This window comes from Pantoea sp. UBA4549 (assembly GCF_002387285.1).
Taxonomy (GTDB): Bacteria; Pseudomonadota; Gammaproteobacteria; order Enterobacterales; family Enterobacteriaceae; genus Pantoea; species Pantoea borealis.
The window spans coordinates 1-21,196 of sequence record NZ_DGLH01000008.1; the positions used below are offsets into that span (position 1 = coordinate 1).

Consider the following 21,196-nt stretch of genomic DNA (forward strand, 5'->3'; position numbering starts at 1 on the left):
TTCAGCGTTTTTCTCCGGCGGAAGTTCTTACCGAATCTTCCTGTCAACGCCGTTTTCCGTAAGCCGGTGTGCCGTGTCGATGGAGGCGCATTATAGGGAGTTCTTCCGGGCTGACAAGCGTTAAATGCAAAAAAAGTATCGTTCGCGCTATTTTTCGCCACAACGCTCTATTTCACAACGATTTGCCTGGTAACTGCGCAAATTCATGCGCAAATGCGCTTACTGCAGACCAGTCGGTGTACTCCACTTCTTTAGAAGTATCGGTTTCACCCCCCGTCATCCGCATGATTAACTGAATCATGACCCGGTCAAACCAGCGATAGCGTGGATAACGTAACGCGCCGGCAAACACTGCGCAGCAGTCGGGCTGCCATGGCGACTGCTCAAGAAATTTGCGGGTATAAGCATTAGTCTGCGGAGTACGCTTGTCCGCTTTGCGTGCCGTCAGGTTCACGCTAAAAAACCCGCTTGCCCGCTGCTGCAGCGCCTGCAGGTGCTGCGCGATAAATTTCATCAGTGCCGCATCAAAATGCCCATAGCGGATAGAGGCGCCTATCAGCACGCGATCGTACTGTGACCAGTCAATCTGTCTCGTCTCTGCAAGGTCCTGCACATCACACAACTGTTGGGGTACCAGCGTCTGGGCAATACGCGCTGCAATTTCGCGGGTTTGTCCGTCGCGGGTAGAATAAAGTATCAATGCTTTCATCACGGGTTCCTGTTTCTTTTATTCGCGCCAGAACGTTGGCGTGAACAGTACCAGCAGCGTAAAGACCTCAAGACGCCCGAACAGCATCGTCAGGATCAATATCCATTTCGCCACATCATTCATGGTTGTGAAGTTGTCTGCGACTACGCCCAGTCCCGGCCCGAGGTTATTCAGTGTGGCTGCAACGGCAGCAAACGCGGAGAAGTCATCAACGCCGGTTGCGATAATGGCCAGCATGCTGAGCAAAAACACCAGCGCATAGGCAGAGAAGAAACCCCATACCGCCTCCAGGATACGCTCCGGCAGTGCCCGGTTACCCAGCTTGATGGTGTAAACCGCATTAGGGTGTACCAGACGTTTCAGCTCGCGCGAGCCCTGCTTGAACAATAGCAGAATACGAATAACCTTCAGGCCGCCCCCGGTTGACCCTGCCATACCGCCGATGAAAGCGGAACAGAGTAGCAGCACCGGCAGGAACAGGGGCCAGCGCGCAATGCTGTCGGTGGTGAAGCCCGCCGTTGTGGCCCATGACACGACCTGAAAGAAAGCCTGATTCAGCGTTTGCCAGCCGCTGTCATAAACATTATGCAGCCAGAGGACCAGCGTGCAGATCACCACCAGCGTAAACTGCACGCCAATAAACATCCGGAATTCAGGGTCACGCCAGTAAACCTTCAGATTACGACCGCTCAGCAGTGAAAAGTGCAGACCATAGTTACAGCCGGAAATCAGCAAAAAAACCGCAACAATCGTATTGATCGTCGGGCTGTTGAAATAGCCAATGCTGGCATCGTGCGTGGAAAAACCGCCAATCGCGATGGTAGAAAAGCTGTGTCCGATAGCATCAAACATCGGCATACCGGCCAGCCACAGGGCCAGCGCGCAGGCGATGGTCAGCACCACATAGATCAGCCACAGCGTTTTTGCTGTTTCTGCAATGCGCGGCCGCATTTTATTGTCTTTCAGCGGTCCCGGCATTTCAGCGCGATAAAGCTGCATACCGCCGACGCCCAGAATCGGCAGAATGGCGACGGCCAGAACAATGATCCCCATGCCGCCCAGCCACTGCAGCATCTGCCGGTAAAACAGAATCGCTTTTGGCAGAGAGTCGAGCCCTACCAGCGTTGTTGCGCCTGTGGTTGTCAGACCGGAAAAGGATTCAAAGAAAGCATCCGTAGCGGAGAGGTGGGGCTGTTCCGCAAAGATGAACGGCATCGCACCGACGCTGCCCAGTACAGTCCAGAACAGCACCACAATCAGAAAGCCTTCGCGCGGTTTGAGCTCGGTCTTCTGTTTACGGTTGGGCCACCAGAGCAGCGAACCAATGACAATCGCCATCAGGAACGTCTGACTGAAGGCACGGCCGGCACCGTCGCGATAAATCAGCGCCACTAAACCCGGTACAATCATGGTCACCGAGAATAAAATAACCAGCAGACCCACTATGCGGGTAATGGCGCGAAAGTGCATGGAGCCGTGTCCTTTGTTCAGTTATCCAGCGGGAGCAGCGATAGCGCCCCCCGGCTGTAATCAGAGAGGTTTTGCTTAAAGGCCGCTATCTGCGCATGAGGCAGCGCAATGCGCAGCGTAATGCAATCTTCATAGCGGCTCTCTTCAGTGATGCCGTTAAAACGCTGCAGCAGACGTTCTATATCGCTCATCTGCGCATAATCACAACGCAGCATAAAAGATTGCATCGGCACTTTGCGCTGACGCGGCAGCTGTTTCAGCCCCTGCTGCACCCCGCCACCGTAAGCTTTGACCAGCCCGCCGGTCCCCAGCATAACGCCGCCATAATAGCGTACGACGACGGCGGTGATCTCACCCAGGCCGCTTCCCATCAGCTGCGCCAGCATCGGCTTGCCTGCCGTGCCGGAGGGTTCACCATCATCGGAGAAGCCCAGCTGTTGCGAATCGTCCGGTGCGCCGGCAACCCAGGCCCAGCAGTGATGTCGCGCAGCGGGATGCGCGCTTTTAACCTGCTGCACAAAAGCCCGTGCCGCTTCAGCGCCCGGCGTATGGGCCAGCAGGGTAATAAAGCGGCTTTTTTTGATCGTCTCTTCGCTGCTGCTTACCGCGTCAGCCGGAATATCATAAGCGTCCATCAGGCCAGATGCAGATCGCGCGTCATGTTCTCAATGCGATTAGGATGGATCACCACATTATCCTCAATGCGAATTCCGCCATACGGCTTCAGCGCATCAATTGCCTGCCAGTCAAAATGCTGGCTGTACTTGCCGCCGCGCAGTGGCGCCAGCAGCGAATCGATAATATAGAAACCGGGTTCGATAGTCAGTACCATGCCGGGCTCCAGAACCCGGGTGCAGCGCAGATAGGGATATTGCGCCGGCGCAGCCAGATGCGTGCCGTGGTCATCCTGCATAAAACCGGCCACATCATGCACCTGCAGCCCGAGTGGATGACCCAGGCCATGCGGCATGAAAGGCCCGGTCAGATTTTCAGCCACCAGCGCCTCTTCCGTCAGGCCTTTTGCCAGACCAAACTTCAGCAGCAAACGCGCAATGCGCTGATGCATCTGCAGATGATAATCGGTATAGCGTACGCCCGCTTTCAGCGTGGCTATCAGCGCCAGTTCTTCTTTATTCATCGCCTCAACCAGTTCGGCATAGCGCGTTTTGCTTTGCGCCGCATAGCTGCGCGTTAAATCTGCTGCATACCCTGAATACTCCGCGCCAGCGTCAATCAGAAAGCTGTGACGTTTGGCTGGCGGCTGGTGATCGAGCCGGGTGTAGTGCAGCACGGCTGCATGTTCGTTCAGCGCCACAATATTGCCGTAAGGCACATCGGTATCCCGGTGGCCGGTAGCGGTGAGGTAGGCAAGGTTGATATCGAACTCGCTCATGCCGGAGAAAAACGCCTCTTTGGCAGCGCGATGACCAGCAACCGCGAGCTTCTGCGCCTGACGCAGACAGGCCAGTTCATAATCCGTTTTGATACTGCGATGGTAATGCAGGAAATCGATCACCGCCTGCGGGTTAATCTGCGCGCTGCCGAAGCCCAGCTGCGCAGCACGTGCCGGTACCGGGCCAATATAGGCCACGTTTTCACGCGATGCAGGCAGCAGCTGTGCAATCTCATCTGCATTTTTCAGCCCAATGACCTCAACGTCTCCCGTCCAGAAGCTTTCCGGTAGCGGCTCGACGTTATGCCAGTAGTCGACGGGAGAATAGAACCACAGCTTGGGTTTATTGAGGCCATCGACCCACAGCCAGCAGTTTGGCACCTGCGTGACCGGCACCCAGGCTTTGAACTGCGGATTCACTTTAAACGGATAGGTGTGATCATCCAGAAAAACGGTCTGTAGCTCGCCGGAGTGGATCAACAGCGCATCCAGTTTGCCACGCGCCAGAATCTGTTGCGCCCGCTGCTGCAGCGTTTTGATATGCGCCTGATACAGTGTTTTCAGTGAATCCATGAACGAGTCTCCGATGTCGCGAAAGTGGCCGCAGTGTAGCATAGCCGCGGCGCTATTGGCGCGCCAGCCAGCCTGTGATCGCGGTATCAAATAAGCACACTGCCGTTTGCAAAACATGAGCAGGCCGCCCACACTCCTGTTCATCTGGTATGACCAGATCACTTTTCGCGGTTTCAGGAGACGGACATGCTCTACCAAGGCGATACCCTTTCATTACACTGGCTTGACGATGGCATCGCCGAGCTGGTTTTCGATGCTCCCGGCTCGGTCAATAAACTTGATATCAAAACCGTCGCCAGCCTGGGAGAGGCTCTGGATGTACTGCAGCAGCAGCCCGGCCTGCGCGGTCTGCTGTTAAGCTCCGCTAAACCCGCTTTTATCGTCGGCGCGGATATCACCGAATTTCTCTCGCTGTTTGATGCCCCCGAAGAGAAATTAAGCGCATGGCTGACTTTTGCTAACAGCATTTTTAACCGGCTGGAAGATCTGCCGGTGCCGACCATTGCCGCCATTGATGGCTATGCGCTGGGCGGTGGCTGTGAATGTGTTCTGGCAACCGACCTGCGCGTCGCGACGCCGGAGTCACGTATTGGCCTGCCGGAAACCCGGCTCGGCATCATGCCTGGCTTTGGCGGTAGCGTACGCCTGCCGCGCCTGCTGGGTGCCGACAGTGCGCTGGAGATTATTGCCGCCGGTAAAGATGTGGATGGGCTAAGCGCGCTGAAGCTGGGTCTGGTGGATGCCGTGGTCAGCCGCGATAAATTGCGCAGCGCTGCGCTGACGATGCTGCACGACGCCATTACCCAGCAGAGCTGGCAGGCACGCCGGGCGCCGAAGCTGGCGCCGCTGAAGCTGAGTCCGGTTGAAGCCGCGATGAGCTTTACGCTGGCGAAAAGCATGGTGCTGCAGACGGCAGGTAAACATTACCCTGCCCCGCTGACAGCGGTGAAAACAATTGAAGCCGCCGCCGGGCTGACGCGCGATGATGCGCTTAAGCTTGAAACAGCTGCCTTTGTGCCGCTGGCGCAGAGCGATGTCGCCCGCGCCCTGGTCGGGATTTTCCTCAACGATCAGTATGTTAAAAGCCTGGCGAAAAAACATAGCGCCCGCGCAGAGGTGCCGCAGCAGGCCGCCGTGCTGGGTGCCGGTATCATGGGGGGCGGGATTGCCTGGCAGTCGGCGTGGAAAGGCGTACCGGTTATCCTGAAAGATATCAGCGAGAAAGCGCTGACGCTGGGTATGAATGAAGCCAGCAAGCTGCTGAATAAACAGCTGGCGCGCGGCAAAATTGACGGAACCAAACTCGCCGCCGTGCTGACCACTATCCAGCCGGTGCTGGAGTATAGCGGTTTCAGACGCGCTGATGTGGTGGTGGAAGCGGTGGTGGAAAACCCGGCGGTCAAAGCGAAAGTGCTGGCCGAGACTGAACAGCAGCTGCGGGAGGATGCCATCCTCGCCTCCAATACCTCGACGATCCCGATTAGCGAACTGGCAAAAGCGCTGCAGCGCCCGCAAAACTTCTGCGGTATGCATTTTTTCAATCCGGTTCCGCGTATGCCGCTGGTGGAAGTGATCCGCGGCGAACAGACCTCAGAGGCAACCATCAGCAAAGTGGTCGCGTGGGCCAGCAAAATGGGAAAAACGTCCGTAGTGGTTAACGACTGCCCCGGTTTCTTTGTTAACCGGGTGCTGTTCCCCTATTTTGCTGCTTTTAGCCTGCTGCTGCGCGACGGTGCTGATTATCGCCAGGTCGATAAGGTTATGGAGCAGCAGTTTGGCTGGCCGATGGGCCCGGCGTGGCTGCTGGATGTGGTAGGTATTGACACCGCGCATCATGCGCAGCAGGTCATGGCACAGGGCTTCCCGACGCGCATGCAGAAAACGTATCGCGACGCCATTGATGTGCTGTTTGATGCGGGCCGGTACGGCCAGAAAAACGGGCTGGGCTTTTACCGCTGGGAACAGGATAAAAAAGGCAAACCGCAGAAGATACACGATCCGGACGCCGATACGCTGCTGAGCAGCATCAGTGAACCAGCACGCGCCTTCAGCAATGAAGAGATTATCAACCGTATGATGCTGCCGATGCTGCATGAAGTGGTGCGCTGTCTGGAAGAGAAGATTATCGCCTCACCGGCAGAAGCAGATATGGCGCTGGTCTATGGCCTCGGCTTTCCGCCATTCCGCGGCGGCGCTTTCCGCTATCTTGATACGCTCGGTAACAGCAATGTGGTCGACCAGGCCAGACGCTACGCACATCTCGGCACGCTTTATACGCTGCCGGAGGCGCTGCTGCAGCGTGCACACGCGCATCAGAGCTGGTATCCCGCCGTTCAACCTATTGATGAAGCGTCGCTGCAGCGCGCCTGAGGAACAGAGATGGAAAATGTCGTCATTATTGATGCCGCACGCACGCCGATGGGTCGCTCTAAAGGCGGTGCCTTTCGTCAGGTGCGGGCAGAGGATCTCTCAGCGCATCTGATGCGGGAGCTGCTGAGCCGCAACCCGGCGATCGACCCCGCTTCGCTGGATGATATTATCTGGGGCTGCGTGCAGCAGACGCTGGAGCAGGGGTTTAATATTGCGCGCAATGCCGCACTGCTGGCGGAAATTCCGCACCGCGTGCCCGCCAGCACGGTAAACCGTCTCTGTGGTTCATCCATGCAGGCGCTGCATGATGCTGCCCGCGCCATCATGACCGGCGATGCGCAGACCTGCCTGATTGGCGGCGTTGAGCATATGGGCCATGTCCCGATGAGTCACGGCGTTGATTTTCATCCCGGCCTGAGCCGGACAGTGGCAAAAGCCGCCGGCATGATGGGTCTGACGGCAGAAATGCTGGCGCGCATGCACCATATCAGCCGCGAGCAGCAGGATGCGTTTGCTTTCCGTTCGCATCAGCGCGCCTGGGCGGCAACGCAGCGCGGCGATTTTGCCCGGGAGATCATTCCCACCTGGGGACATGACGCTGATGGCGTGCTGAAGCGCTATGAGAGTGATGAGGTTATTCGTCCTGAGACCAGCCTCGAGGGCTTAGCCGCACTGCGCCCGGCGTTTGATCCGGTCAGCGGTACGGTTACCGCCGGCAGTTCATCCGCGCTCTCCGACGGCGCTGCCGCGATGCTGATCATGAGTGAAAGCCGCGCCCGTGAGCTGGGCGTGACGCCGCGCGCACGTATCCGCAGTATGGCGGTAACCGGCTGCGATCCTTCAATTATGGGATACGGCCCTGTGCCCGCCAGCAAACTGGCGCTGAAACGCGCCGGACTCAGCGTAGCGGATATCGGGCTGTTTGAACTCAATGAGGCTTTTGCGGCGCAAACCCTGCCCTGTATTAAAGATCTGGGGCTGCTGGAGAAACTGGATGAGAAAGTCAACCTGAACGGGGGTGCCATTGCACTGGGGCATCCGCTGGGCTGTTCCGGGGCGCGTATCAGCACCACCCTGCTCAACCAGATGACTCAGCATGACGTACAGTTTGGCCTGGCAACGATGTGTATCGGGCTGGGTCAGGGCATCGCTACGGTATTCGAACGTATGTAAAACTGAGACCTGTGAATCGCACGTGTTCCCGCCCTGCCGGGCGGGTTTTTTTACGGCTGCGTCTCAGATAAACGCAAAGGCGTCGCCATACATCTGCGCTTCCAGCGCGCCGCGCTCGCTGCAGAAACGTTCACGGGCAATTTTTGCCATCTCAAAGCGTCCGGCGATATAGATATCATGTCCGCTCAGATCCGCATGATCCTGCATAACGGCGGTCAGTACCGTACCGCTGCGCCCCTGCCAGCCATCCGCAGGCTGCTCAACCACCGGGATCACCTTGAGATTCGGGTGTTTCACCGCCAGCGCTTCCAGTTCGTCCATATCGTAGAGGTGCTGCAGTTCACGTCCGCCCCAGTAAATGGCGATATCGCGGTCGGGCTGCTGTGCCAGCGCGGTCAGCAGCAGTGAACGCGCGTAGGAGAAACCGGTGCCGCCGGCGATCAGAATCACCGGCCGCTCGCTCTCTTCCCGCAGCCACGCATCGCCGTGCGGCATATCAATCGTTACCTGCCGATCGCTTCTGATACGATCCATCACGGCCATGGCGTAAAGATTGAGATCGGATGCCCCAATGTGCAGCTCAATAATCTCTTTTTCCATTGGCGTTGAGGCAATGGAGAAAGGACGCTTGTCGCGTTCATCCATGACCACCATCAGATACTGACCGGCGCGAAAGCTAAATTCCGCTTCCGGGATCAGGCGAACGCGATATACCGTGTCGGTAATGGCCTCAACCGAAGTCACTTTGCAGCTTAACGTCGTCATAATTGCCCTTTCTTATGGTTCTCTGCTGCCGTCAGCGCTGCGGCGGTTCGGCAAAGATTGCTAACTCATCCCAGATTGCATCAATGCGCGCGGTAACCGCCGGATCTTTGACAATCGGCGTGCCCCATTCGCGCTGCGTTTCACCGGGCCATTTATTGGTGGCATCCAGCCCCATCTTTGAGCCCAGCCCCGAGACCGGTGAAGCAAAGTCGAGGTAATCGATCGGCGTATTCTCTACCAGTACGGTATCGCGCGCCGGATCCATACGGGTGGTAATCGCCCAAATCACATCATTCCAGTCACGCGCGTTTACGTCATCGTCACACACAATAACAAATTTGGTATACATAAACTGACGCAGAAATGACCAGACGCCAAACATCACGCGCTTGGCATGCCCCGCGTACTGTTTTTTAATCGTCACTACCGCCAGACGATAGGAGCAGCCTTCAGGCGGCAGATAAAAATCGACAATTTCCGGAAATTGCTTGATTAAGATTGGCACCAGCACTTCATTCAGTGCCACCCCCAGTACCGCAGGCTCATCGGGTGGACGGCCGGTATAGGTGGAATGATAGATCGGTTTACGCCGCTGCGTAACGTGCGTAACGGTAAAGACCGGAAAGCTGTCTACTTCATTATAGTAACCGGTATGATCGCCATAAGGGCCTTCCGGCGCCATGTCGCCCGGTTCAATGTAGCCTTCCAGCACGATCTCCGCGCTGGCAGGCACTTCCAGATCGCAGGAGACACATTTTACCACTTCGGTTTTGTTGCCGCGCAGCAGCCCGGCAAAGGCATATTCCGAGAGCGTATCCGGCACCGGTGTGACTGCGCCCAGTATGGTGGCGGGATCGGCACCCAGCGCCACCGCGACCGGAAAACGTTCACCGGGATGGGCTTTGCACCACTCCTGAAAATCGAGCGCGCCGCCGCGGTGTGACAGCCAGCGCATAATCAGGCGGTTTTTGCCGATGACCTGCTGGCGGTAGATCCCGAGGTTCTGGCGCTCTTTATGCGGCCCGCGCGACACGGTCAGCCCCCAGGTAATCAGCGGTGCCGCATCGCCCGGCCAGCACTTCATCACCGGAATACGCGACAAATCGACCTCATCGCCGCTGAAAATCTCTTCCTGACAGGGTGCATTACGCAGGCGCTTTGTCGGCATATTCAGCACCTGTTTAAACTGCGGCATCTTATCAAAGAGATCGCGGAAGCCTTTGGGTGGCTCTGGTTCTTTCAGAAACGCCAGCAGTTTACCGACGTCGCGCAGTGCGCTGACCTCCTCCTGCCCCATGCCCATGGCCACGCGCTTTGGGGTGCCAAACAGGTTACACAGCACCGGCATGTCATACCCTTTAGGGTTTTCAAACAGCAGCGCCGGGCCGCCGGCACGCAGCGTGCGGTCGGCGATTTCGGTCATCTCAAGTTCAGGATCGATCTCCTGAGTGATGCGCTTGAGCTCGCCACGCTGTTCCAGCAGCGAAAGAAAATCTCGTAAGTCCTGGTATTTCATGTGGCTTCATTTTTCCGGCCAGAGTGAATCGGGAAATCGTGCAGATCCGTAATGGTCTGGCAGTCTGATACAGATGCGCCCTGGTCGTCAATTCTCTTGCCGCAAAGCGCGCAGATAACGCACTAATCAGAAAATTCGCAGAGAATTTCTCTGGCCGGCACGGTATACGCCAGCCGATACGCTATAACTCTGACTGCAGGTTTGTTATTCTTGGCATCCATTATTTGGGAGCAGTTATGGAATCCTGGTACTTACTCTATTGCAAACGTGGACAGCTGCTGCGCGCTAAAGAACATCTTGAGCGTCAGGCGGTGACATGCCTTAGTCCAACTATAGCGATGGAGAAACTGGTGCGCGGTAAACGCACCACCGTCAGTGAGCCGCTGTTCCCTAACTATCTGTTTATCGAATTCGATCCGGAAGCGATCCATACCACCACTATCAGCAGCACGCGCGGCGTCAGCCATTTTGTACGCTTTGGCGCTATGCCCGCCACGGTGCCCTATGAAGTGATTGAAGCGCTGCAGACCGATACACCGCAGATTGTTCTGGACCCTGAAACGCCGCAGTCGGGCGATGAAGTGCTCATTACCGACGGTACATTTGAAGGGTTACGGGCTATTTTTGCCGAGCCCGACGGTGAAACCCGCTCGATCCTGCTGCTGAATCTGCTGAATAAGCAGGTGATGCGCAGCGTGGATAACAAACTGTTCCGTAAGGTTTAAGCCAGCCTGAACAGCTGACGTGCGTTTGCGTCAGCCTGCGCACTCAGCGCCTCCGGCGTCTCTCCGCGCCAGCCCGCCACCTGCTGCACCAGATGAGGCAAAAAGCAGGGTTCATTGCGCCGTGAGGCCGGACGGGGCCGCATGTCGCGCGGCAGCAGATAAGGCGCGTCCGTCTCCAGTAATAAACGCTCAGCCGGGATCAGCGGCAGCATCTCACGCAGTGCCATTCCGCGGCGTTCATCACACACCCAGCCGGTAATGCCCACGGAGAGGCCCAGCGCCAGACAGCTTTCCAGCTCTGCGCGCGTGCCGGTAAAGCAGTGCACCACTGCTCCAGCCAGCTTCGGCAGCCACGGCTCCAGCACCGCAACAAAGCGATCGTGCGCTTCCCGGCAGTGTAAAAACACCGGCAGCTGCAGCTCGGCTGCCAGCGCCAGCTGGGCATCAAATGCATATTCCTGCTGCTGATGTGCAGCCAGATTACGGTTGAAGTCGAGGCCGCACTCTCCGATGGCAACCACCTGTTCGCTCTCTGCCAGACGGCGCAGCGTACTGGCTGTTTCTGCTGACCATTCACTGGCGTGATGCGGATGAACGCCGGCCGTAGACCAGCAGTAGCCGGGATGCTGTGCTGCCAGCTGTCGTGCCTGCTGGCTCTCCAGCGCGTTCGTGCCGGTAAGCAGCATGCCGGTGACACCTGCTTCACGCGCGCGCTTTACCACCTGAACGCGATCTTTTGCGAATTGCGTGCTGGTCAGGTTTACACCGATATCAAACATCTCTTTCCCCCAAATAAAAACCGCCCGGCAGGCGGGCGGTCTGTAAAACGCTTCACCCCGTGCGCAACGGGGTGTCCTGCGTAAACGCGATCAGGAGTCTTCCTCTGCCGCGCTACGCCCTTTACCCACGTAGTAGCGGGAAAAGAATACGCCGACTTCAAACAGGCAGTACATCGGAATAGCGAGCAAAGTTTGGGAAAAAACGTCTGGTGGTGTGAGCAGCATCCCAACAACGAAAGCGCCGACCAGGATATAAGGCCGTTTTTTTCGCAGGTCGTCTGGCGTGGTGATCCCGGTCCAGCAAAGCAGCACGATGGCTATCGGCACTTCAAACGCGACGCCAAACGCCATAAACAGCGTCATGACAAAGTCGAGATAGTTAGTGATGTCAGTCGCAATGGTGACGCCCTGCGGCGCGGTTTTGGCAAAAAAGCCAAACGCCAGCGGAAAGACAATAAAGTAGGCAAAAGCCACACCAACGTAGAACAGCAGCGTGCTGGAGAACAGCAGCGGCATCACCAGCCGGCGTTCGTGCCGGTAGAGCGCCGGGGCGATAAACGCCCACACCTGATAGAGGATCACCGGGACGGCCAGAAACACCGAGACGATAAGGGTCAGCTTGATCGGTGTAAAAAAGGGCGAAGCAACATCCGTGGCAATCATACTGGCGCCAACTGGCATCTGGCTGATCAGCGGCGCAGCGATCGCGTGATAGATATCATTAGCGAAATAGACCAGACAGAGAAAGATCGCAAACACGGCGATGATGCAGTTCAGCAGACGCTTACGCAGCTCGATCAGATGGCTGATGAGCGGCTGGGTATCTTCAACAGCCATGGTTATCGTTCATCTTTTGCAGAAAGGGGAGTGGATGAGTGCGCCGCATCAGTCCGATCGCTGACGGTTTCTGCGGCAGCAGGCGCCTGCGCCGGTGCGCTGGCGTGATGTTCTGCCTGCGCCGGCGTGACAGCAGCAGCAGCCGGAGGCACATCAGGCTTAACCGCGGCGGGCTGATGAATCGTATTGGCTTCATCTTCCGCTTTTTCGATATCAATACTCTGCTGAACAGATCGCTTCATGGAATCAGCGGTTTTGCGCAGCTCTTCCATTGACTGCTTCAGCTCCGGAGAGAGCGTTCCCTTTCCCGCTTCTTCCACTTTTGTCAGGCTGTCCTGCAGCTCCTGCAGCTTTAGCTCCTGCGCCAGCTCATGCTGCACATTCGCCGCCAGCGAGCGAATTGCCCGGATCCAGCCCACTACCGTTTTTACCGCCACCGGTAAACGCTGCGGCCCGAGTACAATCAGGCCGATCACGAACACCAGAACCAGTTCACTAAAGCCAATATCGAACACAGTTACACCTTACTTATCCCGCGGCTGATCTTTATTCACCGGGTCATGCTGTTTATCCGCCAGCGTTTTGGCATTGAAGTCAGCATCCTGCTCTTTAGGCAGATCTTTTTTCTCATCGTCATCACTCATCGCCTTTTTGAAGCCGCGAATGGATGAGCCCAGATCTGAACCGAGGTTGCGCAGTTTATTGGTGCCGAACAGAAGTACAACGATGACGGCAATAATGATTAATTGCCAGATACTGATACCGCCCATGAGATATGCCTCTGAAATACTTAATAAAACGAAAAACTGTAATGTGGCGGGCCGGGAAACCGGCTCCGGCCTGCGACATTACGCGATTTGCCCCAGGCAAACAATTAGTTTGTCTTGCGCCAGCCCACCAGCCAGGTCACGATGCCCGCCGCCATCAACAGCGCCGGGAAAAAGTCCCAGTCAGGCCGGCTCAGCAGTACTGCCGTCCCGCTTAACAGCAGCGTGGCTCCCACGCCAAACAGGTAGCGCGACTGGTGATGCCGGGTACGCTGCGCGTTCATTTCATTCACCAGTTTATCGACGCTGTGCTGCAATAACTTATGCTGGCGCATACTGTCGTAAAACAGCTCCGGCAGCTCCGGCAGTTTCTCAGCCCAGAAAGGCGCTTTCTCTTTCACCTTACGCACCAGCGCCGGAAGACCGATCTGATCTTTAATCCACTCTTCCAGGAACGGCTTCGCGGTTTTCCATAAATCGAGCTGCGGATAGAGCTGACGTCCGATCCCTTCAATATAGAGTAGCGTTTTTTGCAGCAGCACCAGCTGCGGCTGTACTTCCATATTAAAGCGACGCGCCGTGTTGAACAGATTCAGCAGCACGTGACCAAATGAGATCTCCGCCAGCGGCTTCTCAAAAATCGGTTCACAGACGGTGCGGATAGCAAACTCAAAATCTTCAACGTTGGTATCAGGCGGCACCCAGCCGGAATCCACGTGCAGTTCCGCTACCTTGCGGTAGTCGCGGTTAAAGAAGGCAATAAAGTTTTCGGCCAGGTAGCGCTTATCTTCTTTGTTAAGCGATCCCACAATCCCGCAATCGATGCCGATATATTGCGGATCTTCCGGACGATCGTAGCTGACAAAAATGTTGCCCGGATGCATGTCGGCGTGAAAGAAGCTGTCGCGGAATACCTGGGTAAAGAAAACCTGTACGCCGCGTTCCGCCAGCAGCTTCATATTGACGCCGTGCTGCTCCAGCGTGGCAACATCAGAGATAGGAATACCGTAAATGCGCTCCATCACCAGCATGGTTTCACTGCAGTAATCGGAGTAGACCTCCGGTACATAGAGCATGCGGCTCTGATCAAAATTACGGCGCAGCTGAATCGCATTGGCCGCTTCCCGCAGCAGATTGAGTTCATCAATCAGCGTTTTTTCATAATCGCGCACCACTTCCATCGGACGCAGCCGGCGGCCATCCGGCAACAGGCGCGGCACCCAGCGTGCCAGCCGGTAGATCAGCTTCATATCCGCTTTGATTACCGGCAGGATATCAGGGCGGATCACTTTGATGACTACTTTGCGGCCGTTGGATTTCAGCGTGGCGGTATGGACCTGGGCAATAGAAGCGGAGGCGAGCGGTTTGATATCAAAATCGTCAAACCAGGTCTCAACCGGACCGCCAATTGAGCGCTCAATCTGCGCTTTGGCTTTCACCCCGTCAAAGGGCGCGACGCGGTCCTGCAGGATTGCCAGTTCGTCGGCAATTTTTGGCGGAAACAGATCGCGACGGGTTGAGAGCATCTGACCAAACTTGATCCAGACCGGGCCAAGCTGCTCCATTGCCAGACGCAAACGCAGGCCCAGCTCCGCCTCTTTATGCTGGTTAGGGATCCAGAATACGCAGCGCCGCCACAGCCGCAGCGGCAGGGTGATGCGCATGTGGGGTATGAGCTCATCCAGCCCGTAGGTCAGAAAAATTTTGATAATAAAATATAAGCGCCGAAGTTCTCCGAGCGTCATTTCGCCTCCCGCTGTGCCAGACGTGCCTCAAAGGCGTTTAGTGAACGCTCCATTGCTTCAACCTCTTCTGCAAACCAGGCCAGCTCCAGCGCACCCGGCACCAGCCGCCACTCTTCGGTCAGCACCTGACTGAGATAGTCCTGACGGCGCGTAACCTGCTGCTGCGCGAAAGCCAGCGCCCGTCTGCCGGCCTGACTGATACCCTGTGCTGCAATATCACCGGTCCAGGGCGCGAGATACTCTGCCGGATCGAGTTCAGCCAGATCCATTAACGCGGAGAACTGCTGCACCACCTGCAGATCGCCCTCAACGTTCAGCTCGCCGCTGCGGATCAGTCCGGTCAACTGCTGGCGATCGCGCAGTTTAGGCAAGGTGCTCAGGCGCAGGCTGACGCTGCAGTCGCTGCTGTCCTGCCAGTCGCCCAGCACGTCCAGTCGCGTTTCGCTGAATACCAGCACGAGAGGAAAATCGAGCTCCTGCAGGCGCAGCAGCAGCACTTTGCCTGCCAGGCGCTGCCGGGCGGCTTTCAGACTCCGATCGCGATAAAGTACACGATTCAGCGCGGTTTCAAGCGCGCCGGTAATAAGAGGGGTTAGCGTCATGATCACTCAGAACTTAAAGCCACGATGCAGCGCGACAATGCCGCCAGTCATGTTGTGATACGTACTGTTTTCAAAACCGGCGTCGTTCATCATCGCTTTCAGGGTTTCCTGATCGGGATGCATACGAATAGACTCAGCCAGATAGCGATAGCTCTCAGCATCATTCGCTACCAGCTGCCCGATACGCGGCAGAATATGGAAAGAATAGGCATCATACGCCTTGCTCAGCGGATCCAGCACCGGTTTAGAAAACTCCAGTACCAGCAGACGACCGCCCGGCTTCAGCACGCGAAACATGGAAGCCAGCGCTTTCTCTTTTTCCGTGACGTTGCGCAGGCCAAACGAGATGGTAATGCAATCAAAATAGTTATCCGGGAACGGCAGGGCTTCTGCATTCGCCTGCACATAGCTGACGTTGCCGGTGACTCCGAGATTACGCAGTTTTTCACGGCCCATTTTCAGCATTGAGCTGTTGATATCAGCCAGTACCACCTGCCCGGTTTCCCCTACCAGGCGGGAAAATTTCGCCGTGAGATCGCCGGTGCCACCAGCAAGGTCGAGCACGCGCTGACCGCGACGCACGCCGCTGCTGTCAATGGTAAAACGTTTCCATACGCGATGGACGCCGAACGACATCAAATCGTTCATCAGGTCATATTTTGCCGCAACGGAATGAAACACGTCCGCGACTTTGTCGGCCTTTTCACTTTTTGCTACAGTCTGAAAGCCAAAGTGAGTAGTTTCCTGCTGTGATTCATCTGCCATCGGTTTTACCTGTTCCACAAATAATTCTCTCCGAAGTGTATCAGAGTCGCGCGATCCGAGCACGTTGCCGCCGGTTATTCATTGATACGGCGCACTTCTGCCGCCGTTTCTGCGTCATCCTCTGCCCAGCGCTCATCCGCGTCATCCGGCAGTGCCTGCTGCACCAGCTGCGGATTAATGGGCCGCTTAACTTCTACGCCCAGCGACTTAAATGCCTCGCTCTGAGCGATAAGATTGCCGCGCCCTTCTGCCAGCTTTTTCATCGCCTGCTGATAGCTCTGCTGCGCCTTTTCCAGATTATGACCGATGCCGCTCATATCATCGACAAACAGCCGCATTTTGTCATAAAGCCGGGCGGCGCGATCGGCAATCCGCTGGGCATTGCGGCTCTGGTGTTCGTAGCGCCACAGATTATTAATAGTACGCAGCGCCACCAGTAGCGTGGTCGGACTGACCAGCATGATATTCTGCTGCAGCGCCTCGCTAATCAGCTCCGGCTGACGATCAATGGCCAGCAAAAATGCAGGCTCTACCGGTATAAACATCAGCACATAATCCAGCGAGCGTAAACCGGGCAATTGTTGATAATCTTTTCGTCCCAGCAGACGAATATGACCGCGCATCGCCGCAACATGATCCTGAATAGCCAGCTCCCGCGCGGCATCATCCTCAGCGTTAAAGTAGCGCTCATACGCGACCAGCGTCATTTTGGCATCAACCACCACGTCTTTGCCCTGCGGCAGCCGCACAATCACGTCCGGCTGCATGCGCCCCTGCTCCAGCGCGATGTTAACCTGGGTTTCATACTCATACCCTTCGCGCAGGCCGGACGCCTCCAGCACCCGGCTCAGCACCACTTCGCCCCAGTTACCCTGAATTTTATTATCGCCTTTCAGCGCTTTAGTGAGGTTCAGCGCCTCCTGCGCCATCTGTGCGTTGAGCTGCTGCAGCTGGCGGATCTCATACGTCAGCGTATGACGCTCACGCGCCTCCTGACCGAAACTTTCATTAACCTGACGGCGGAAGCCATCCAGCTGATCGCGCAGCGGCGCAATCAGGCTGTTCAGACTCTGACGGTTTTGCTCATCGACACGGCGACCGCTGTTTTCAAAAATGCGGTTCGCGAGATTTTCAAACTGGGCGCTCAGGCGCTGTTCACTGTTGGTCAGCAGCCGCTGCTTCTCTTCTGCAGCAAAACGCGTCTCTTCCAGCCGGATGGTCACCTCGCGCAGCTCCGCTTCCTGCGCGCTATTGACCTCAAGCTGATTACGCAGCTCACGACTGAGCTGTTCACTTTCAGCACGCCAGTAATCCAGCTGCTGCAATCGCTCCTGCGCCCCGCTCAGGGTGCCATGCAGCTGCCGCAGCTCCTGTTCACGCTGCCGGAGCTGTTGCTGCAGCTGCTCCTGTTCCTGCTGCTGACGCCGCTGTGCCGCTTCCAGCAGGCGATGCTCCGCGGTTATGCTGGCGTGCTGCTGACTGGCACGCAGCTGCGCCAGCAGCCAGCCGATACCCAGACCGGCCAGTGCCAGTACAAGCGTGATAATAAGTTGCTGATCCATGATCCCCCCGCGCCTCGCGATGCTCAGGGGAAAGGTAAGGTTGGCCTGGCGGAATGTCTACTGAAATCTCTGGCTGCCAGGCCGCAGGACGTCAGCAGGCTCTGACCGTGAGTTCGCCCGCTTTCCAGGCGTCGATCAGGAAAAATGGCATCGGCAGCACCCATTCGCTCTCATTCACCACGCGTGCCGGATAACAGCAGCTCTGGCCGCCCCAGGCGATTTCAACCTGCTGCGTACCGTTATGGGGGGCTGTCACCTTACCGGTCATGCTGGCATAACCGGCGTTACTGCCGACGTGAAAATGTTCTGTCTGCCAGCGAACGGGCGCATGTGCCGGCCACGGCTGCGCCTGATGAAAATGAAAAAGGTCATCGTGACTGAGCAGGCTGGCGCGAACGGTGGGCCATAGCGCCACTTTGAGGAAATATTGATCGGTAAAGCGCTGACTGCCGGTGTAGTGTGCCATAAAGTCGCGCATCTGCTGCGCAAGGTTGCGGAATATGCCGTGACAGCCGCCCCACATACCGGCCAGCAGCAGCTCGGTGTGGGTAAAGTAGTCGCGCATATGATGAAACCAGAACGGCGAGTCGAGCCAGGCCTGTACCGCCGCGGCTTCACGCTCCGACAGCAGCGAGTCGGCGTCGCGGATGATAAAGCGTCTGACCGCAGGATCATCCATGACCAGAAAGCGCCAGAGCGTAGGCAGGATCTCTTTTTCATCAGACATATCAACCAGCTGCGCCCCGGCGTGCTGCAGGCGCTGCCAGACGTGCTGCGGCACGCTCGCATCGAGATACACGCGGCAGTGCCAGGCCGGATAGAGCGCGCGCGCGACCTCAACGTTTTTAATCAGCGTTTCGCAGTAGCGCGGCTGATTGCCATACAGGCTGAACGCAATACTGTTTTCAGGCGGATTGTGCGGGTTAAACGCGGGCGGCGCATCAGCCGGAAACGGGTGCTTTTGTCCGGCAGAAAAGCGGGCGTCAGAATGCATCAGCGAAGCCTGGCCGTAGCGCGCCACCTCATCCGGCTTCTGCAGCCAGCCGCAGACTTCAGTCAGGCCATCCAGCCAGGTCTCTGATGCCTGCGCACGCTGCGCGTCAGGGGCCTGGCAGATCTTCTGATAAACGTTGTACGACTTTTTATAGTCACCGGTGCGCATCAGCGTCAGGGCATAGTCGCTGAGCACCTGCATATTATGTGGCATCACCCGCAGTACCGCTTCACAGCACTGGCGTGCCCGCGGGTAGTCGCCGTTGGCCATGGCCTGGCGAAACTGCGCGGCGGCGTGTTCAACGCGCGCCTGCGCAGCAGCAGAGTTATTGACAGAGGCGGAACGGGGAGCGGAGAAGGTTTTGCGCATATAAGGGATCCCAAAGTTCGCTGAATAGGTGCGCATCCTGATTCGTCAGCGGCTGAGTTCCCTGTGAGGCTGGTCCCGCATCCATTACCGACTGGCGCGCTACAACAAGCGACGCGCGGCTTCAACCACGATTTTCACGGCGTCGCTCTCGGTCTGCTTCATGGTCGCCGCGTCCGGGATCTCTTTTTGCGTACGGTTCACAATGACGCCAGCCACCATGCCGGCACGCAGTCCCTGACTGGCGCACATGGTTAACAGTGTAGCGGATTCCATCTCATAGTTAAGCACGCCCATCGCCTGCCACTCCTGCATGGAGCCCTGGAAGCGATTCACCACGCGCCCGGAAAATGTGTCGTAACGCTCCTGCCCCGGGTAGAAGGTGTCAGAAGAGGCGGTGATGCCGATATGGGTACGCGCGCCGCAGTTTTCTGCTGCCGCGACCAGCGCCGTGGTACAGGTAAAATCAGCCACGGCCGGAAACTCCATCGGCGCAAAATGCAGGCTGGCACCATCAAGGCGTACTGAGGCGGTGGTGACCAGCACATCGCCCACGTTGATGTGCGGCTGAATGGCACCGGTGGTACCCACGCGCAGGAATGTCCGGACGCCAAGCTGCGCCAGCTCCTCTACTGCAATTGAGGTTGAAGGACCACCGATACCGGTTGAGCAGACGACCAACGGCTTGCCGTCGATCTCCGCCAGCCAAGTGGTGAATTCGCGATGTGACGCCAGATGCTGCGGGTTATCCATCAGCGCAGCAATTTTTTTCACCCGCTCCGGGTCGCCCGGAACGATCGCCAGCGTAGCGCCTTTCAGGTCAGCTTTAGTGATACCAAGGTGGAAAACGTCAGACTGGGTCATATCAGACTCCTGCTAATTAAGTAGTGTGACGCGCACTCTACGTGAGGCAGCGCGACAAATATGTGATGCCACTCACTTCAAATAATGAAAGTTACATTAGCAACCGCTTCATTTGTGATTTTAATCACAATATGACGCGCCATTTCGCCTATTTGTCAGCTACCGTGCTGCGTAAGCTTGAGTAGCAATGTTAATACAGAAACCGCATCTGAAAATCTGTTCCTTTTTACCCTGTAAACGTCCGGCCATCATGACCAGGCTATAGTTACCTGATTGCGCACCTGCCAGCACGGAGAGAACCATGAAAACCACAGACAATATGGCACAAGAGTCGGCCCCGGGTGGCTTCGCCTCAGCGGCGCAGCCCGCTGCCAGCAGCACAATAATTACCCAAAGCGATACGATTCAGTGCGGCGAAACCTCTATTCCCAGCCAGGGTGAAAATCTGCCTGCCTGGTATGCACGTCCTAAGTCATTCAGCGGTACGCTGCCAGTAGTACTGGTGGTCCAGGAAATTTTTGGCGTACATGAACATATCCGTGATCTGTGCCGCCGCCTGGCGCTGGAGGGCTATCTTGCCGTGGCGCCGGAGCTCTATTTTCGCGAAGGCGATCCGCAGGAGTATCACGATATCCCGACGCTGCTCAGCGAGCTGGTAAGCAAAGTGCCTGACAGCCAGGTACTTGCCGATCTCGATCACGCAGCAAACTGGGCGGCACGGCACGATGGCGATATTCGTCGCCTGGCGATCACCGGCTTCTGCTGGGGCGGTCGGATCAGCTGGCTGTTCGCCGCGCACAATCCTCAGGTGCGTGCCGCAGCCGCATGGTATGGCCGTCTCGAAGGAGAAAAAACGCTGAAGCAGCAGAAACATCCGATTGATATCGCCGTCGATCTGAACGCGCCGGTGCTCGGCCTGTATGGCGGCCAGGATGAGGGCATTCCGCTGGAAAGCATCGACAAAATGCGTCAGGCGCTGCATGCCGCGAATGCGAAAGCGGAAATTGTGGTCTATCCGGACGCCGGACACGCGTTCAACGCCGATTATCGTCCGGGCTATCATGCGGAATCCGCCCGGGATGGCTGGCAGCGTATGCTGGCCTGGTTTAAACAGTATGGGGTGGCCCCTGACGCATAACGTTATCCGGGCGCTCAGGCGCCCTTTTTCCTGCGCGACCGGCTTCAACGCCCGCGTTCGTTGCCGGCAAGAGGCGCGCCTCA

General features: G+C 56.9%; 20 protein-coding genes. 4 read left to right on the forward strand and 16 right to left on the reverse strand.

All coding sequences use genetic code 11. The annotated features are described in order from the left end of the window. Positions 1-172 precede the first annotated feature (172 nt). Genes hemG through pepQ form a run of 4 tightly spaced genes read right to left on the reverse strand, consistent with a single transcriptional unit; the run spans position 173 to position 4,145 of the window. Positions 173-709 (reverse strand): menaquinone-dependent protoporphyrinogen IX dehydrogenase, encoded by a 537-nt coding sequence (gene hemG, locus B3041_RS05800; RefSeq protein ID WP_065647776.1) that lies wholly within the window; start codon positions 707-709, stop codon positions 173-175. An 18-nt stretch (positions 710-727) separates the two neighbouring features. After that, positions 728-2,179, reverse strand: a complete 1,452-nt coding sequence (gene trkH / locus B3041_RS05805; RefSeq protein ID WP_065647777.1) for a Trk system potassium transporter TrkH — start codon at positions 2,177-2,179, stop codon at positions 728-730. Between the two features lie 17 nt (positions 2,180-2,196). Further along, positions 2,197-2,814 carry an IMPACT family protein gene (locus B3041_RS05810; RefSeq protein ID WP_065647778.1) on the reverse strand — a complete coding sequence of 206 codons (618 nt, stop codon included), beginning with the start codon at positions 2,812-2,814 and terminating at the stop codon, positions 2,197-2,199. Next, the gene (pepQ, locus tag B3041_RS05815; protein ID WP_292970067.1) at positions 2,814-4,145 is read right to left on the reverse strand and encodes a Xaa-Pro dipeptidase; all 1,332 of its coding nucleotides are present in this window, start codon (positions 4,143-4,145) and stop codon (positions 2,814-2,816) included. The genes B3041_RS05810 and pepQ overlap by 1 nt, the downstream gene beginning before the upstream one ends. A 186-nt stretch (positions 4,146-4,331) precedes the next feature. On the opposite strand from pepQ, the gene fadB reads away from it, so the two are divergent. Beyond that, entirely contained in the window at positions 4,332-6,515 is a 2,184-nt protein-coding gene (gene fadB, locus B3041_RS05820; RefSeq protein ID WP_292970069.1) for a fatty acid oxidation complex subunit alpha FadB, read from the forward strand. 9 nt (positions 6,516-6,524) lie between these two features. Beyond that, complete coding sequence (gene fadA, locus B3041_RS05825) at positions 6,525-7,688, forward strand: acetyl-CoA C-acyltransferase FadA (RefSeq protein ID WP_292970071.1); 1,164 nt, start codon at positions 6,525-6,527, stop codon at positions 7,686-7,688. Between the two features lie 63 nt (positions 7,689-7,751). Here the strand turns inward: fadA and fre are convergent, their stop codons facing one another. Both fre and ubiD read right to left on the reverse strand, forming a co-directional pair. Then, positions 7,752-8,453 (reverse strand): NAD(P)H-flavin reductase, encoded by a 702-nt coding sequence (gene fre, locus B3041_RS05830; RefSeq protein WP_039381815.1) that lies wholly within the window; start codon positions 8,451-8,453, stop codon positions 7,752-7,754. A 31-nt stretch (positions 8,454-8,484) separates the two neighbouring features. Then, a complete protein-coding gene (gene ubiD / locus B3041_RS05835) occupies positions 8,485-9,969 on the reverse strand; it encodes a 4-hydroxy-3-polyprenylbenzoate decarboxylase (RefSeq protein ID WP_039381814.1) in 1,485 nt (494 codons plus the stop codon). Positions 9,970-10,205: 236 nt separating this feature from the next. Between ubiD and rfaH the strand changes: the two genes are divergently transcribed. Beyond that, positions 10,206-10,694, forward strand: a complete 489-nt coding sequence (gene rfaH, locus B3041_RS05840) for a transcription/translation regulatory transformer protein RfaH (RefSeq protein WP_039381813.1) — start codon at positions 10,206-10,208, stop codon at positions 10,692-10,694. Here the strand turns inward: rfaH and tatD are convergent. From tatD to udp, 10 genes are all read right to left on the reverse strand, one after another. Continuing rightward, positions 10,691-11,473, reverse strand: coding sequence for a 3'-5' ssDNA/RNA exonuclease TatD (tatD, locus tag B3041_RS05845; RefSeq protein ID WP_065647781.1), 783 nt, complete (start codon positions 11,471-11,473; stop codon positions 10,691-10,693). The two genes, rfaH and tatD, sit on opposite strands and share 4 nt — an antisense overlap. Before the next feature lie 90 nt (positions 11,474-11,563). After that, on the reverse strand, positions 11,564-12,310 hold the full coding sequence (tatC, locus tag B3041_RS05850) for a Sec-independent protein translocase subunit TatC (RefSeq protein ID WP_065647782.1): 747 nt from the start codon (positions 12,308-12,310) through the stop codon (positions 11,564-11,566). 2 nt (positions 12,311-12,312) lie between these two features. After that, positions 12,313-12,825, reverse strand: coding sequence for a Sec-independent protein translocase protein TatB (tatB, locus tag B3041_RS05855; protein ID WP_065647783.1), 513 nt, complete (start codon positions 12,823-12,825; stop codon positions 12,313-12,315). Between the two features lie 9 nt (positions 12,826-12,834). Continuing rightward, the gene (gene tatA, locus B3041_RS05860) at positions 12,835-13,080 is read right to left on the reverse strand and encodes a twin-arginine translocase TatA/TatE family subunit (RefSeq protein ID WP_065647784.1); all 246 of its coding nucleotides are present in this window, start codon (positions 13,078-13,080) and stop codon (positions 12,835-12,837) included. Positions 13,081-13,184: 104 nt separating this feature from the next. Continuing rightward, a complete protein-coding gene (gene ubiB, locus B3041_RS05865; RefSeq protein ID WP_065647785.1) occupies positions 13,185-14,822 on the reverse strand; it encodes a ubiquinone biosynthesis regulatory protein kinase UbiB in 1,638 nt (545 codons plus the stop codon). After that, entirely contained in the window at positions 14,819-15,424 is a 606-nt protein-coding gene (gene ubiJ, locus B3041_RS05870) for a ubiquinone biosynthesis protein UbiJ (RefSeq protein WP_292970081.1), read from the reverse strand. Before ubiJ ends, ubiB begins: the two co-directional genes overlap by 4 nt. A gap of 6 nt (positions 15,425-15,430) precedes the next feature. After that, positions 15,431-16,189, reverse strand: coding sequence for a bifunctional demethylmenaquinone methyltransferase/2-methoxy-6-polyprenyl-1,4-benzoquinol methylase UbiE (ubiE, locus tag B3041_RS05875; RefSeq protein ID WP_039381797.1), 759 nt, complete (start codon positions 16,187-16,189; stop codon positions 15,431-15,433). Positions 16,190-16,263: 74 nt separating this feature from the next. Then, a complete protein-coding gene (rmuC, locus tag B3041_RS05880) occupies positions 16,264-17,751 on the reverse strand; it encodes a DNA recombination protein RmuC (protein WP_065647787.1) in 1,488 nt (495 codons plus the stop codon). Between the two features lie 91 nt (positions 17,752-17,842). Then, positions 17,843-19,114 carry a tetratricopeptide repeat protein gene (locus tag B3041_RS05885; protein WP_292970655.1) on the reverse strand — a complete coding sequence of 424 codons (1,272 nt, stop codon included), beginning with the start codon at positions 19,112-19,114 and terminating at the stop codon, positions 17,843-17,845. 99 nt (positions 19,115-19,213) lie between these two features. Next, positions 19,214-19,975, reverse strand: coding sequence for a uridine phosphorylase (gene udp, locus B3041_RS05890; RefSeq protein ID WP_292970084.1), 762 nt, complete (start codon positions 19,973-19,975; stop codon positions 19,214-19,216). 301 nt (positions 19,976-20,276) lie between these two features. Between udp and B3041_RS05895 the strand changes: the two genes are divergently transcribed. Continuing rightward, on the forward strand, positions 20,277-21,113 hold the full coding sequence (locus B3041_RS05895; RefSeq protein ID WP_065647789.1) for a dienelactone hydrolase family protein: 837 nt from the start codon (positions 20,277-20,279) through the stop codon (positions 21,111-21,113). Positions 21,114-21,196 lie beyond the last annotated feature (83 nt).